The 14,877-nt window shown below is 62.1% G+C and carries 10 protein-coding genes; 6 read left to right on the top strand and 4 right to left on the bottom strand.

From position 1 onward, the window contains the following. Nucleotides 1-583: 583 nt before the first annotated feature. On the bottom strand, nt 584-2,323 hold the full coding sequence (locus tag ACX80D_RS13280; RefSeq protein WP_459323318.1) for a dolichyl-phosphate-mannose--protein mannosyltransferase: 1,740 nt from the start codon (nt 2,321-2,323) through the stop codon (nt 584-586). Nucleotides 2,324-2,392: 69 nt separating this feature from the next. Here ACX80D_RS13280 and rsmI point away from each other — a divergent pair, with 69 nt between their 5' ends. Both rsmI and ACX80D_RS13290 read left to right on the top strand, forming a co-directional pair. Continuing rightward, a complete protein-coding gene (gene rsmI / locus ACX80D_RS13285; protein ID WP_459323234.1) occupies nt 2,393-3,343 on the top strand; it encodes a 16S rRNA (cytidine(1402)-2'-O)-methyltransferase in 951 nt (316 codons plus the stop codon). 247 nt (nt 3,344-3,590) lie between these two features. After that, the gene (locus ACX80D_RS13290; RefSeq protein WP_459323236.1) at nt 3,591-5,117 is read left to right on the top strand and encodes an NAD-dependent succinate-semialdehyde dehydrogenase; all 1,527 of its coding nucleotides are present in this window, start codon (nt 3,591-3,593) and stop codon (nt 5,115-5,117) included. A 64-nt stretch (nt 5,118-5,181) separates the two neighbouring features. On the opposite strand, the gene ACX80D_RS13295 is transcribed toward ACX80D_RS13290, so the two are convergent. The 3 genes from ACX80D_RS13295 to ACX80D_RS13305 are packed head-to-tail and all read right to left on the bottom strand — an operon-like array spanning nt 5,182 to nt 10,346. Next, a complete protein-coding gene (locus ACX80D_RS13295) occupies nt 5,182-7,716 on the bottom strand; it encodes a transglutaminase family protein (protein WP_459323238.1) in 2,535 nt (844 codons plus the stop codon). Then, nucleotides 7,713-9,191, bottom strand: a complete 1,479-nt coding sequence (locus ACX80D_RS13300; RefSeq protein ID WP_459323239.1) for a DUF58 domain-containing protein — start codon at nt 9,189-9,191, stop codon at nt 7,713-7,715. The genes ACX80D_RS13295 and ACX80D_RS13300 overlap by 4 nt, the downstream gene beginning before the upstream one ends. Nucleotides 9,192-9,200: 9 nt before the next feature. Beyond that, nucleotides 9,201-10,346, bottom strand: coding sequence for an AAA family ATPase (locus tag ACX80D_RS13305; RefSeq protein ID WP_459323241.1), 1,146 nt, complete (start codon nt 10,344-10,346; stop codon nt 9,201-9,203). Nucleotides 10,347-10,503: 157 nt separating this feature from the next. Here ACX80D_RS13305 and ACX80D_RS13310 point away from each other — a divergent pair, with 157 nt between their 5' ends. The 4 genes from ACX80D_RS13310 (at nt 10,504) to ACX80D_RS13325 (ending at nt 14,863) form a co-directional block, all read left to right on the top strand. Continuing rightward, nucleotides 10,504-11,412: a TatD family hydrolase gene (locus ACX80D_RS13310; RefSeq protein WP_459323242.1), complete on the top strand. Its 909-nt coding sequence runs from the start codon at nt 10,504-10,506 to the stop codon at nt 11,410-11,412. Between the two features lie 257 nt (nt 11,413-11,669). Beyond that, nucleotides 11,670-12,854, top strand: a complete 1,185-nt coding sequence (locus tag ACX80D_RS13315; RefSeq protein ID WP_459323244.1) for a transglycosylase family protein — start codon at nt 11,670-11,672, stop codon at nt 12,852-12,854. Nucleotides 12,855-13,012: 158 nt separating this feature from the next. Beyond that, nucleotides 13,013-13,885 carry a 16S rRNA (adenine(1518)-N(6)/adenine(1519)-N(6))-dimethyltransferase RsmA gene (gene rsmA, locus ACX80D_RS13320; protein ID WP_459323245.1) on the top strand — a complete coding sequence of 291 codons (873 nt, stop codon included), beginning with the start codon at nt 13,013-13,015 and terminating at the stop codon, nt 13,883-13,885. A gap of 3 nt (nt 13,886-13,888) precedes the next feature. After that, entirely contained in the window at nt 13,889-14,863 is a 975-nt protein-coding gene (locus tag ACX80D_RS13325; RefSeq protein WP_459323247.1) for a 4-(cytidine 5'-diphospho)-2-C-methyl-D-erythritol kinase, read from the top strand. Nucleotides 14,864-14,877 lie beyond the last annotated feature (14 nt).

Raw genomic sequence — 14,877 nt, forward strand, 5'->3', positions numbered from 1 at the left:
ATCTTAGACAATCTGATTCTCTACCAAGGCCCTCACCTATGCCGAAACGAGTTCCACACCCGGATTCATCACTGAGCAACCCTGACTACACCCTGCATTCGGAAGAGCCTCATATAGCACCGTAATACCAACCATCTCCGATCAGCACCATCTGTGTAACTGGTAACTAGCTTATTGAGCCACAGTGACGGGTCCGTAACCAGGGCCAACGCAGAGGTGGGGTCGGCTGACATCAGCCCACTGAAGAAATTGTCGAAGTCGAGGAACAAAGCGGCTTTCATGGCCGACGATCTCGAGTTCTTCAGTTGGTTTGATGCCAGAATTCCACCTTTTGTGCCTCAGCAATAGAGTGCCAATCCTAATGAATGCTACGTTTTTCCTTTTTTCATCAACACATTGGTATTAAAAATTCGACGATGTCGAAGAAGTATATACATAGTAGTCCAGGCGGCGGTCGCCGTAGACTTCGGTGGAAACCGGTACGTTCATTAATCTGAAGAGAAACTACGGAGAAGATATTCCGTAGAATTGTTGTGGTGCGAAGTCCGGGCTGTGGTGCCCGGGACCAGCGACTACCGGTTCCTTAGATCCAGCTCGGCAACCACATGTGTTGGCGCCAGTATTCCTGCGGGATGATCTCCGCGGCCCAGATTGGGTAGAAGAAGGCACTGACGGCGACGACCAGAACTAGGAAGATTCCCACGATGATGGCACCTTGCTGCCGCCGCCACGGAGGGTCGCTCGCTTTGCCGAGAACCAGCCCGAGCACCATGACAATGGCCAGGATCATGAACGGCTCGTAGGCAATGGCGTAGAAGAAGAAGATGGTGCGCGACGGGTAGAAGAGCCACGGCAGGAAACCAGCGGCGAAGCCCGCCAGAATGGCTCCGGCACGCCAATCGCGCTTGGCAATCCACACACCGATCAGGAACAGGATGGCTAAGGTTCCGACCCACCAAATGAGTGGATTACCCACACTGGTAACGGCCGCCGTGCACTTCTCAACCGTGCAGCCGCCGTCGCCGTTTTCATAATTTTGGACGTAGAAGGATGTAGGCCGTCCCATGACCAGCCATGACCAGGCGTTGGCCTTATAGGGGTGGTCCGAGCCCAGCCCCGTGTGGAAGTTGTAGGCAGTGAAATGGTAGTGCCACAGCGACCGCAGCGAGTCCGGGATCCAGCCCCATGTGCCTGAGGGGTTAGTTGCCGCCCAGTTTCTGTCGTAAGCGTCGGTGGAACGGAACCAGCCGGTCCAGCTGGCCAAGTAGGTTGCGGCTGCCACAGGAACCATGCTGACAAAGGCTAGAACGCCGTCATTCCACACGGCCCCCGAAATCCAGTACCTGATACCCGCGATGCGGCGGGCGTTCATATCCCACAGCACGGTCATCAAACCGAAGGCTGCTAGAAAGAACAGTCCGGACCACTTGGTGCCAATGCACAGACCGAGGGCTACTCCGGCGGCGATCCGCCACCAACGGATACCAAGCCACGGACCGTACATCAGCGCCTTGCTCGGGACTAAGCCCCCCGGGCCGGCGAGGGCCGAGAGCCGCGCAGCCAGCCGGCGTCGTCCATCATCACGGTCCATGATCAGGGCGCCAAAGGCGAGCAAGGCGAAGAACATCACGAAGATATCCAGCAGTGAGGTGCGGGATTGGACTATGGCGTGACCGTCGACGGCGAAGAGCAGGCCGGCGGCGGCGCCCAGAATGGTGGAGCGGAACATCTTCTGGGCGATCAGGGCCAGTATGAAGATGGAGAGGGTGCCCACCACAGCCGCGGAGAAACGCCAACCGAAGGTACTTTCCGGGCCAAAGAGCCACATGCCGAAGGCGATCATCCACTTGCCCACAGGTGGATGGACTACGTATTCTGGAGTGTTTTCCAGGCTGGTAAAGATGCCCTGATTAAAGAGGTCGTTGGCTTTGTCGGCCCAATTGCGTTCGTAGCCGCTTTGCAGATAGCTGTAGGCGTCTTTGACGTAGTAGGTCTCGTCAAAGACCAACGACGGCGGCTGGCCCAAGCGCAGGAAGCGCAACAGTCCACCGACTAAGGCTGTCAGGATTGGGGCCATCCAAAACCAGACCCGCAGGCTCACCGGCGTGGTGCCGAAGGAGTGACGCAGGCCCAAGAGCCTAGAACGCAGGGCGGAACGGGTGAAGGCCTCAGCAGGGTCGAGCACCCACCGCCGGGGCACAGGCTGTGTGCTGGCAGGCCGCTTGCCTGCGGAGTGTCTGCTGGTGGACGCGCCTGAGCCAGTACCGTCCGTTAACGGTTGAGCGGCGGCGGTGGGTTCCGGGGCCGCCGCAGCGGTATCCATAGCTTGGGGTTGCACGGGGTCAATGCTACCCAAGTGGGCCCTGAGGCCGCGGCGCACTACGCTGGAGTAATGGAAGATGACTTTGGCACAAATCCCGCACCCGCACACGACGACTCGGACGTGTCCGAACCGGAGGTAGCCGAAGAAACTCTCGATTCCAGCCTCGCCCCTGTTGCGGCGCCGGGTGAGGGCTACATTATTTTGGCGGCAACGCCTATTGGCAATATGGGTGATGCCTCTGCTCGGCTCATCGCTTGGCTGGGATCTGCGGACATTGTTGCCGCCGAGGACACTCGCCGCCTGCACCGGCTTGTGACCAGTCTGGGTGTGAAAGTCGGTGGACAGATTGTCAGCTATCACGAACACAATGAAGCTGCGAAGACTCCAGAGCTGCTGGCCCAGGTGCAAGGCGGAAAAACGCTGCTCATGGTCACAGACGCTGGCATGCCGTCCGTGTCCGATCCCGGTTTCCGGTTGGTGGGCGCCGCCGTTGCAGCAGGCGTGAAGGTGACCTCCGCGCCTGGACCTTCTGCTGTTCTGACAGCCCTGGCGCTGTCCGGGCTGCCCACGGACAGGTTCTGTTTTGAAGGGTTCTTGCCACGGAAATCGGGGGAGCGGGCCTCTCGGCTCCACGAGCTGGCGCTGGAAAAACGCACCATGGTCTTCTTCGAGGCACCGCACCGGCTCGAAGCCATGCTGCGGGCCCTGCACACAGCCTTTGGCCCGTCGCGTCCAGGTGCCGTCTGCCGGGAACTGACCAAAACGTATGAAGAAGTGATTCGCAGGCCGCTGTCCGGATTGCTGGAATGGGCGGAGCAGAGCCAAATTCGTGGTGAGATTGCCATCGTTGTAGGCGGCGCGCCGGAGGGCGATCTGGGCACGGTGGAGGACCACGTGGCGGCTGTCAACGATCTCATTGGCAAGGGCATGCGGCTCAAAGAAGCTGTTGCCGTGATTTCGCACGACGTGCACGTCAGCAAGCGAGAGCTATACAGTGCCGTGCTGGCCGCGAGGGGCTAGTCCCCGCGTTGCCAGTCGCTGCGCGGCGCACCGAGCTACTCCGTGAGGGGCACGTCCGCTGTGCAACTGCACAGTGAATTCCTTAGGTGGCAGTGCGGGCATGCCTAGACACCTGTGTTCGGCGAGAACTACCGTGAACTAGAACACTCTTCCCGCCGCACCGCCCCCGCACCGCCGCTGCGAACCATGGATGCCATCTCCGGCATCCCGCACCGACTAAGCGGGGGCTCCAGACAAAGGAGTCACCATGACCGTGAGCCCAGCCGCGCCCCACACCAGCGCCGTCCCGATCAGCGCCGATCAGGCCGAACGCGAACGCGCCTTGCTGGCAAGCGTCCCCACCGGATTGCTGATCAACGGTGAATGGCGGCCCGCAACCTCGGGCAACACCTTCAACGTGGAGGACCCCTCCACCGGAGAAGTTCTACTAACACTGGCCGACGCCGGCGCCGAAGATGGTGCCGCAGCCCTGGACGCCGCTGTGGCCGTGCAAGAAGAGTGGGCCGCTACCCCTGCTCGCGAACGTGCCGAAATTCTGCGCCGCGGCTTTGACACGGTCACCGCCCGAGCCGACGATTTTGCCCTGCTCATGACCCTGGAAATGGGCAAGCCGCTGGCCGAAGCCCACGGCGAAGTGAAGTACGGTGCAGAGTTCTTGCGCTGGTTCTCCGAAGAAGCCACCCGCTCCTTTGGCCGCTACTCCACCAACCCCGAGGGCACCGCGCAAATCCTGGTGCAGAAGAAGCCCGTGGGTCCCTGCCTGCTGATCACCCCATGGAATTTCCCCCTTGCCATGGCCACGCGCAAGATCGCCCCCGCCATTGCCGCTGGTTGCACCATGGTGCTCAAGCCCGCCAACCTGACGCCGCTGACCAGCCAGCTCTTCGCCCAGGTCATGATGGACGCTGGCCTGCCCGCCGGAGTCCTGAACGTCATCGCCACCACCGACGCCGGCGGCGTGACCGGTCCGATCATCCAGGACTCGCGTCTACGCAAACTCTCCTTTACAGGCTCCACCCCCGTAGGCAAGCGACTGCTGGTGGACGCCGCAACCAACGTCCTGCGCACCTCCATGGAATTGGGTGGCAACGCCCCGTTCCTGGTGTTCGAGGACGCCGATCTGGACGCTGCCGTAGAAGGCGCCATGGCCGCCAAGCTTCGCAACATGGGCGAGGCTTGCACCGCCGCCAACCGCTTCCTGGTCCACGAATCCGTGGCCGATGAATTCGCCACCCGCTTCGCCGCCCGCATGGGTGAAATGACCACGGGCCGGGGCACCGATCCCGCCACCAAGGTGGGCCCGTTGATCGATGCCAAGAGCCGCGACAAGGTCCACTCCCTAGTCAGCGACGCCGTGGCTAGCGGCGCTCGCGCCATCACCGGCGGCGCCCCTGCCGAGGGCCCGGGCTACTTCTACCAGCCCACGGTCTTGCAGGGCGTGGAGCCTGGCTCGCGCATCCTCACCGAGGAAATCTTCGGCCCCGTTGCCCCCATCGTCACCTTCAAAAATGAGGACGAAGCAGTGGCCCTTGCCAATGCCACCGAATACGGCCTGGTCGCCTACGTCTTCACCCGCGACCACAACCGCGGCCTGCGCATGGCCAACCGCATCGAGACCGGCATGATGGGCCTCAACGCGGGCGTCATCTCCAACGCAGCCGCACCCTTCGGCGGCGTCAAGCAGTCCGGCCTGGGCCGCGAAGGCAGCGTGGAAGGCATCGAGGAATACCTCTACACGCAGTACATCGGCTTCCCGAATCCCAACACCCTCTGAGTCACATGAGTAGGCCCCTGGCAACAGTGATTTTTCACTGTTTCTAGGGGCCTATTCTTTGTGCTCACTTGCCCCAACGCCTGAAGAACGACGCCGGAATCCACCTCGCGCGAATCCGTCCCCACAGTGTGGCTTGAGTCTGGAGACGAGCTGTGAGGGTTTCCACCGCGTCTGCAAGATCGTCGCGCCCAGCTACGGATTCCTCTTGCGGGGCTGCTGTGGCTCCTGCTCCGTAGGCATCTTCCTCGTAGGCCTGCCGTAGTAGCGCCAGACCAGCTGGCGTTGTGGGGCCCAGCATGGCGGTGAGCTCCTGCGCATGCAGTGCCGGGGTCCTGGCCGGATCGTTCCTGTAACCAAAATCGGTGGCAGTGTCCATCAATTCGCGCCAAGCCAGCACAGGCAGAGCTTCGCTGATGGCACCTGCGGTACTTTCTGTACTTGCTGTACTTGCTGTACTTGCTGTACTTGCTGTACTGACAGTAGCGGCAGCAGAGGTGGGGGTGCGCAGGAGTGTCAGGCGCCGGCGTCGAACGTTACTTCTGACCAGGGACGGAATCAACAACAGCAGCACTAGCAGCAGCACAACACTGAACCAGGGGAGCCAGCGCGCGGAATCCGCGGCTTGACCAGGTGTCCCGGGAGCGGACGCAGCGGTAGTTGGGGCCGCCGTGAGGGTAGGGGTGGGGGTAGTCTCGGTGGGTTCAGCAGCCGGGGCACTGGCAGCAGGCGCCGCAGTGGTTTCCTCCTGCGCGTAATCGGGCACCGAGCCGCGCCCCGGAGTGGGTTCAAACGGCACCCAGCCCAGGCCCTCAAAGTACAGTTCGGGCCAGGCATGGGCGTCGCGCCCGGTGGCCCGGTAGCCGGACAGGGAGAGCCCGTCGCGTTGGAGAACTTCCGTGGTGAGCGCCCCGGGGGCATAGCCCACCGCAATGCGGGAGGGGATGTCCAGCTCGCGCGCCATGACGGCCATGGCGGCGGAAAAATGCACGCAATAGCCGCTCTTGTTGGTCAGGAAGGATTCCAGAACTTCCATGCCGGAACCGTCATACCCGTCTTCGGCCGGGGTATCGAGACTGTAGGCAAAGTTCGATGAGCGCAAGTAGGTCTGCAGCGCCATGGCCTGGGCGTAGGGGGTGCCAGCATTCCCGGCCACCGATTGGGCCGTGTCCGTGACCAGCTTCGGGACGTCGTTAGGGAGGTTAGTGAACACCGGATCCAGGGCTGGGGTGGGGGCGCCGGTGGCCAGTGCCAGCCGTTCCGGGCTCAACTGCGGCACCTCGCTGCGCACCACATAGGACTGGTTGGCGATGGTGGAACCGGCCCCCTTGATGGTGGCCGTGGTGGGGTTCCAGCGCCATCGCCCACCCAAGTCCTCAACGCTGACCGCACCGGCTGGGGCTGGCAACCACTCGCTGCGAAGCGCCGCCGGGGTGATCCACGTCAGCGTTTCAGTCCGGGGAAGGGCGGGGCTGGCATCGGGCACCGGGGCAACGCTGTCCAGATCGGGATCCAGCTCAGTGGGGAACGGCGAGGGCTTCCAAGACTTACCGGTGAAATCCTCCAAGGTATTGACTCGGATGTACTGGGCGGAGGAGGTGTTGCTTAAGTACGTCAGATGCGTCTGGGCCGACTGCTCCCGCAAGTTCTGGCCCAGGGAGATCATGGGGTCCAGGCTGGTGGGCCCATTTAGTTCGTTGAACCGCGTACCCTGCGGAAAGGCGCCCTGATTGAAACCGGGCAGTACCGCTGGCACCATCGCCATCAGCAGGACCACCGCCGCTCCCATGGTGAGCGCTCGCGGCAAGATGCCGCTGGGGAATGGGGTGATGACTGTCCGTAGTTTGCCCTCCGGCGCGTACCACCGGCAGCAGCCAAGAACCAACAGGAAACCCGCCGCCGGGCCCACGAACCCCCAGAAGCCCAGCCCGGAAGTTGTCATAAGTGCCGAGGGCAGCATGACAAGGACGAATCCCAGTGAACTGGCCGCCGGCATGGCCACCGTGACGGCCAAGGTGTGTAGCAAGAGAGCCAGGAATCCCAAACCCGCGGCGATCAAAAAGTACATTGGAGGCACCGAAGGAGCCGGCGTCAGGGTGTTCATGATGACGGTGGAGGCTTCGGAAACCATGAGTTGCGCGGACGCGAGAGTTTCGGCCGTGGGGATGATGCCGAGGATCGCCGTGGTCGGGAAAAAGACCATGGTCAGGCCCAGTAGCCAACCCGCTAGGGCGCCCAGCGGCGCAAAGGGGCTCAGTCCCTGTTTCCGGCGCAAGAGGGCAGGAAACACCAGCGTTGCAGCAACCACCACGGCGGCACGGGGGAACCAAGAGAAGTCTGCCAGCACTCCCTTTAACGCCAGCGAAGAACCCATGACCGCGACAAAGATGGCCAGCGCTAGCATCCAGCGGGCCGGTCCCGTGCGGGGATCTCTTGTGCGGGGTGCCTTTGTTTGAGGCGCAGTTGTTTGAGGCGCAGTTGTTTGAGGTGCCGTGCGGGGTGCGCCTTTGCTCTTGCGATCCGCGGCCGACTGATGGGGGCTGGGCTGGCTTAGCTTGCTCTGATGGGGGCTGGGTTGTTGAGGATCGTGGTGAAGGGTCATGGTGCCAGCCTCATGGCATTACTGCGGTCCAGTTGCAACCAGACCTCTTCAAGGGAGTCTGCCGGTGTCAAGGCCGCTGCGCGCCATCCGGCTGCGCGCAAGATTTCTAGAGCGTCGACTACCTCAGCGGGATCGTGACAGAGCAGTAACGCGTAGGCGCTCTGCGTAGATTCCGCGATGTCAGCAAGCTGCCGGGCCTGAAGGTCGGTGAGTGAGCCTGTCACGGCCACGAGTGGTCCGCGGCGCCGCCCATGGTGGAGTTTATGGGCAAGTTCATGGCCGAACGGGGATGCTTCAATAGCTGCTCGCGGTGCGGATGCGAACCTCGCGGCAGTTGCCGGAGTTGGCGTTGCCTCCCCGGAGAGTTCCAGTGCAGCCAATGCGGCAGCGACGTCAAACACGCCTTGGCTGCCACTGAAGTCTTCCACCTCAGGTGCGATGGCCGAGGCGGAGGAGGCGAAACCCGGGTTGCCCTCCTGATCCAGAACCCGCAACAAATAGCCACGTTCCAGGAGATGACCGGTGATGGAGACCACCGCCTTGACCGCCGTCTCGAAGACTGCGGTGGTTCGCAGATGGGAACCGGAAAAACCCGAACCGGAGAAACCCGAACCGGAGGAACCTGAACCTGAGGAACTCCGCCCAGACATTCCGGCACCTGATAGCCCCGCCACGGAAATGCCGGCGGCGCCCCTCCTGTTGGTTGCTGAAAGGGGGCGTTGGAGGGTGCCATAGGCATCCGGGCGCAGGTCCAGAATCATGGCGGCCTCGGGTGCGGTGACCGATTCTTCGGCTCGCACCATGAGCTTGCCTTGTCTGGCAGTGACGGGCCAGTGCACCCGGCGCAGCGGGTCCCCAGGGCGGTATTCGCGTGTCATGGCATCGTCGTGACTGGCGTGGGCCAGTTCCTTGGTGGTGCGGGAGCCGTCCTGGCCCCTTCCATCGGAGAGTGAGATGGGTGCCAGATCCACGGCTGCCGGCGCTACGGTGAGCTCTCCGCCGTCGTCCACTTTTCGCTGCAAGAAGGCAACACCGAAGGGATCGGAGAACTGGGCCCGCAGCGGGCCTACGGTGAACACACCGCGGCGGGTCGGGACCACCTGGTAGTGGTAGCGGCTGAGCAGGCCTCGCGGCACGGTGGGGTTGGGGAATTCGAAGGTGGGGGAGTCGTGGAAACTGTACGGCAGTTCTTCCACGATCCGGGCCCGCGAGGCGCCGGGGGCGTGGCCGCGCACGTCCAGAACCACGGACACGCTGCTGCCGGCCCGGGCTAGGGAGGGGGAGAGGTAGCGCTTGAGGGTAATGCCCGGCTTGAACCAGAACAGCCCGGCACAGGCCACAGCTGGCAGCGCCAAACAGAAGATGGCCAGTGTCAGCAGATCGCGCCGGCCCAGCACGATCGCCAGCAACAGGGCCAGCGCACCGGCGCCAAGAAGCAGCCACCCACGCAGTGTAAAGGGAGCGAAAGGCACCACGTCAGAGCCCTACTTGAACCGGGCGTCCTTCACGGCGCGCCCATCTGGCTGTCCAGGAACCGGCACCGTGGCCAGTAAATCGGCAATGACACTGGCGGCCGTGGCGCCGCGGCTGGCAGCCCCACGCTCCACCAGTAGGCGGTGGCCCAAAACGGGTGCGGCCAGCGCACGAATATCATCGGGCAGTACAAAGCCGCGCCCCGATAAGGCCGCAGTGGCTTTCGCGGCACGCAACAGTTGCAACAGCGCTCGCGGGCTGGCGCCCAGGAGCAGTTCCGGGCTGGAGCGGGTGGCCTGGCCCAAGGCCACTGTGTAAGCGCGGACGGCCGGGGCCACATGGATCGCGGCAACGGTCGCGATCATGGCGGTGACCTGTTCAGCTGTGGCAACACTCTCCACCTGGTCCAGCGGGTTCGCCGATTGGTGTGTTTCCAGCATGGCCAACTCGGCGTCAGTGTCCGGGTAACCCAGAGAAATTCGGGCCATGAAACGGTCCCGCTGCGCCTCGGGCAGCGGATACGTGCCCTCCATTTCAATGGGATTTTGGGTGGCGATCACCATGAAGGGTGCCGCCAAAGCATAGGTCTGCCCGTCCACGCTAACCTGGTGTTCGGCCATGGACTCCAAGAGGGCCGATTGGGTTTTTGCCGACGCCCGGTTAATCTCATCGCCAATGACAATGTTGGCGAAAATGGCTCCGGGACGGAATTCAAAGGACTGCGTGGACTGGTTGAAGATGGAGACGCCGGTAATATCGCTGGGCAGCAGATCCGGGGTGAATTGGATGCGATTGACGGTGCAGTGCACCGTGCGCGCCAACGACTTCGCCAGCAGCGTCTTACCCACGCCGGGCACATCCTCCAACAACAGATGCCCGCCGGCCAGCAGCACCGTCAGCGCCAGCCTTACTTGTTCTTCCTTACCATCGATCACGGTGTTCATCACAGCCATAATCTGCTGGCTCAACACGGCAAACCGGGTGGCCTCCATGGGCGTGGCCGCGGCGTTGATTGAGTTGTTCGGCGTGTTCGGCGTGTTCGGAACCGCACCAGCTCCTAAATTAGCTCCCACGCTCGGGGGCACGCTCGGCTGAACGGGTACAGAGCCCGGGTTTCCCGCTCCGGTGTCTGCCAGCAATGTCTCCTGCGGGCCCATGCCCCACCTCTCGGGTCGGTTCGGTACTTGTCCATTGGGTACTTGTCCTGAGGGAATCACAACGCACCAGCGCAGATCCCTGTGTCCTACGCTACTAGCTTGTCCACCGATTGGGGCCACCACGGAGGCAAAAGAACTGACGGTAAAGTAAAAGACCATGTGCACCAATGATGTTCCCCGCCCCTACCGCCCCGAAGAGCTCCCTTCAAAAGAGCACACGCACGACGCCGGCACCCGCCCGGGTGCCTTCGCGCCAGCTCCGGCGCCGCTGCCCGTGCCGGTGTATGACAACCACACACATTTCGACTTTGGCGATTCTCCCGTTGATCTGGTTGCGGCGCTGGATGCCGCCGAGGCTGTGGGTGTTGCCGGTGCCGTCCAGGTGGGTTGCGACCTTCCCTCATCACGCTTCACAGTTGAGGCCGTTGATGCGGATCCGCGGTTGCTAGGTGCTGTGGCTATTCACCCCAACGATGCCCCCGAGCTGGCCGCTGCCGGGACCCTCGACGCTGCGCTGGTAGAAATTGATGCCATGGCTGCCCACCCCAGAATTCGCGCTATTGGCGAAACGGGTCTGGACTACTTTAGGACCGGTGAGGACGGGATGGCTGCCCAACACCATTCCTTCCGTGAACACCTTGACATTGCCAAGGCGCGGGAGCTGGCCCTGCAAATTCATTGCCGCGATGCGCACGTGGATGTGCTGAAGACGTTGGCTGAGGTGGGGGCGCCCGGGCGGCTGGTTTTCCACTGCTTCTCCGGCGACGCCGAATTGGCACAGATCTGTAACGAAAATGGGTGGTACATGTCGTTTTCGGGCACGGTGACGTTTAAAAATGCGCACAATCTTCGTGCTGCCCTTGCAGTGGCCGATCCCTCGCTGGTGCTGGTGGAGACGGATGCACCATTTTTGACACCTCACCCCTTCAGGGGGCGCCCCAATGCCAGCTATATGCTGCCGTACACGGTGCAAAGCATGGCACAACTCATGGAGCTGGATGTGGACGCCATGGGTCATCTGTTGCGCACAAATACGGAGTCGGTGTACGGATCGTGGACCGATTAGAGCTGTTGCTTAGCTCACATTTGTCGAATCAAACCTTGTCCGCAATGTCACGATTGGGTTACGCTGGGTAACTATTAGCCGTGGTCGGGGAAGGCCAACGGGTGAAACGCTGCTGGAGCTACCGTTCGAAGTTGCTCCAGAGTCACCGTTCGTAAGAACAATTTTGGCAGTGTGCGCCGCAGAATTTTGCGGCCTATTTCAGCCAGAGTTGCTCCGTACTTCTCCGTGCCCGGGTGCTCTAGTAGTTATGGGAACTCGTGTCTTCTCTCTTCACCGTCAATGGCAAATTGAGCTATTTGAAGCTTGCCTGCCAGGCAGCAGTCTTGATGGCGCTCGTGGTAGCGCTCATGGCCTTCATAACGGCCACCAAAACAGTCACCTTGGTGCTGGATGGCCAGAGCAGCTCAATTCAAGCCTACGGTGGGTCCGTCGGCGACGTCCTCCAGGAAGCGGAAGTTTCCGTAACCGACGCTGACCACGTTTCACCGGCTTTGGACACCACTGTTGAAAGCGGTTCGGTTATTACCGTCAACACGGCCAAGGATATTACCGTGAGCTTGGATGGGGCAGAACGCACTGTCACCACCACCTCCACGAAGATTAGCGGTTTGATCAGCCAATTGGGCATCGCCGCCAATGCGCGGGTTTCCCTCCCAGCAGACGCTTTGATCGCCAACTCCAGTGACTTGAGCATCATCACCCCCAAGCAGATCACTCTGGTGGCCGATGGTAAGAAGTCGGTCACGACCACCACAGCCCACAAGGTTTCAGATTTCCTGCGTGAAACCGGTGTCACCTTGGCCAAGACTGACCAGCTCTCCGCACCAGCCGGGGCAGACGTAGCGGAGAACATGGTGCTCAAGGTGACCCGTGTGAACACCGCCGGAGCCGCTCAGGAAACCCACGACGTTCCATTCGAGACCGTGCAAAGCGTTGATGATTCCATGTTCAAGGATGAGAAGAAGACCGTCACCGCTGGCGTTGCCGGCACGCTGGAGAAGACGTTCCGCACTGTCATTGTCGATGGTGTTGAAGTGAGCCGGACCGAAACCGGATCCAAGGTGACCAAGGAACCCGTTGCCGCCAAGGTCAGCGTCGGTGGCAAGGAACGTCCCGCCCCGAAGAAGGTCGAAAAAGCCGCTGCCGCTGGAACCAACACGCCCGCTGGTGCCAACACCGGCGCTGCCGCCCCGTCCATGTCCAACGAGGCCATGTGGAACGCCATTGCTCAGTGTGAAGCAACGGGTAACTGGTCCATCAACACCGGCAACGGTTACTACGGTGGCTTGCAGTTTGATATCCAAACTTGGCTCGGTGCTGGCGGCGGGGCTTACGCTCCGAACGCAAGCCTTGCCACCAAGGCCCAGCAGATTGATATTGCCAACCGGGTCTACGCCCAGCGTGGCCTGCAGCCTTGGGGCTGCGCTCACGCGGCGGGCTAGCAGCTATTAGTACAGTGCGGAAGCGCCTGTTAGTACAGTGCGGTAGCAGCTACTCATGATCAGCTACCCAGCCATAAAGCGGCAACCATCACACACTCCCTTGACGGTTTTAGAACTGTCAGGGGAGTGTGTGCGTTAATAGCGGCTACCATTATTTAGTGACCTCCCCGCAATCCAGCCCCGCCACCCAGCCACTGCTGGGCGCCACCGAAATCCGCCGACTGGCGGAAGAAATCGGTGTGCGCCCCACTAAAACGCTGGGACAAAACTTTGTCATCGACGGCAACACCATTCGCCGTATTGTGGCAGCAGCCAATGTTGACCCTGGCGAAACGGTCCTGGAAGTGGGTCCCGGACTCGGATCGCTCACCCTTGGCTTACTCGACGTCGCCGCCCGCGTTGTGGCCGTCGAGATTGACCCCGTTCTAGCGGCCAAGCTGCCGTCCACAGTGGCTGCGTACCGTCCTGAGAAGGCGGGCAACCTTGAGGTGGTTCTCTCCGACGCCATGCGCGTCATGGAACTCCCGGCCCAGCCCACAGCACTGGTAGCGAATCTGCCCTACAACGTGGCCGTCCCTGTGGTGCTGCACCTGCTGGAACATTTCCCTTCCCTGCAACATGGCCTGGTCATGGTCCAGGACGAGGTAGCCGATCGAATGGTGGCCGGCCCCGGTTCCAAGACGTACGGTGTGCCCTCGGTCAAGGGCGCCTGGTACTCCAAAATGCGCAAGGCCGGAGTCATCGGCATGAACGTGTTTTGGCCGGCACCGAAAATTTCCTCCGGGCTGGTGGCGTTCACCCGCCACGAACCACCGGTGACCACGGCAACACGCGAAGAAGTTTTCGCTGTCATCGACGCAGCCTTTGCCCAACGCCGCAAAACCCTGCGCGCAGCACTGGCCGGTTGGGCTGGTAGCGCCGCCGAAGCCGAGACTTACCTGCGCCGCGCCGGCGTAGATCCCAGCGCCCGAGGCGAAGTCATTGATGTGGCTGCTTACGCCCGCATCGCCGAAGCAAAGCTGACCTCCTAGTCCATGAGCATCATGAACGAGGCAGGTCTCTGGGACCCCGCCGCGCGCCGAGTCAAGGTACGCGCCCCGGGCAAGATCAACGCCTTTTTCCAAGTAGGGCCGCTGCGCAAGGACGGTTATCACGCCGTTGCCAGCACCTATTTGGCAGTCTCCCTGTATGAGGAAGTAACCGCCACCGCCCGTCCCGACACCCTGCCCACGGACATCACCGTCTCCATCCATCCGGACAGTTCCCTGTCACCGGAGCAGTTGGCAAGCATTCCCTTGGACGGAAAAAATCTCGTGGTCAAGGCGGCGCTGCTCATGGCCGACATCGCCAAAAACCCCAGTGGCGTCCACCTGGAAATCACCAAACACGTGCCCATTGCTGGCGGTATGGGCGGGGGTTCGGCCGACGCCGCAGCCACGCTCGTGGCCTGCGATGCGCTCTGGCACACCGGACTTTCCCGCGAAGAGTTGGCCCAACTAGGGTCAGCACTCGGCGCGGACGTGCCGTTCGCGCTCATGGGGGGCGCCGCCGTCGGACTTGGAATTGGCGATGAGCTCACAGCAGCACTCGCGCCCACCCCGCTCCATTGGGTGCTGGTGCCGGCGGACTTTGGTCTGTCCACCCCTGTGGTTTATGGGACGCTGGATACATTGAGGCAGGCCGGCGGAGTTGTGGCGCCGGAACCAGGGCAGGTCGAGGCGGGAGTCTTGACGGCGCTGCGGGCCGGGGACGCGCAGGCGCTGGCGCCGTGGCTGCACAACGACCTCCAAACGGCAGCCGAGCATCTGGCTCCGTCGCTGACGGAAGTATTGGCGGCGGGCACGGATTTGGGGGCGCTGGCCGCGCTGGTTTCCGGGTCCGGGCCCACCTTGGCATTTTTGGCCGCCGACGCGCAGCATGCGCAGTCGCTGGCCACGGCGCTGGCCGAGATGGGGCATCCCGGGTGGCCTGTTGAGGGCCCCGTGCACGGCGCACACATCATTTTGTAGCATTAACGTTTGAA

The organism is Arthrobacter sp. Sr24, assembly GCF_054511175.1.

What these genes read in the sequence shown, in the direction of transcription:
- ACX80D_RS13280 (WP_459323318.1), bottom strand. Translation starts at nt 2,323, where the DNA reads ATGGATACCGCTGCGGCGGCCCCGGAACCCACCGCCGCCGCTCAACCG.
- rsmI (WP_459323234.1), top strand. Translation starts at nt 2,393, where the DNA reads ATGGAAGATGACTTTGGCACAAATCCCGCACCCGCACACGACGACTCG.
- ACX80D_RS13290 (WP_459323236.1), top strand. Translation starts at nt 3,591, where the DNA reads ATGACCGTGAGCCCAGCCGCGCCCCACACCAGCGCCGTCCCGATCAGC.
- ACX80D_RS13295 (WP_459323238.1), bottom strand. Translation starts at nt 7,716, where the DNA reads ATGACCCTTCACCACGATCCTCAACAACCCAGCCCCCATCAGAGCAAG.
- ACX80D_RS13305 (WP_459323241.1), bottom strand. Translation starts at nt 10,346, where the DNA reads ATGGGCCCGCAGGAGACATTGCTGGCAGACACCGGAGCGGGAAACCCG.
- ACX80D_RS13310 (WP_459323242.1), top strand. Translation starts at nt 10,504, where the DNA reads ATGTGCACCAATGATGTTCCCCGCCCCTACCGCCCCGAAGAGCTCCCT.
- ACX80D_RS13325 (WP_459323247.1), top strand. Translation starts at nt 13,889, where the DNA reads ATGAGCATCATGAACGAGGCAGGTCTCTGGGACCCCGCCGCGCGCCGA.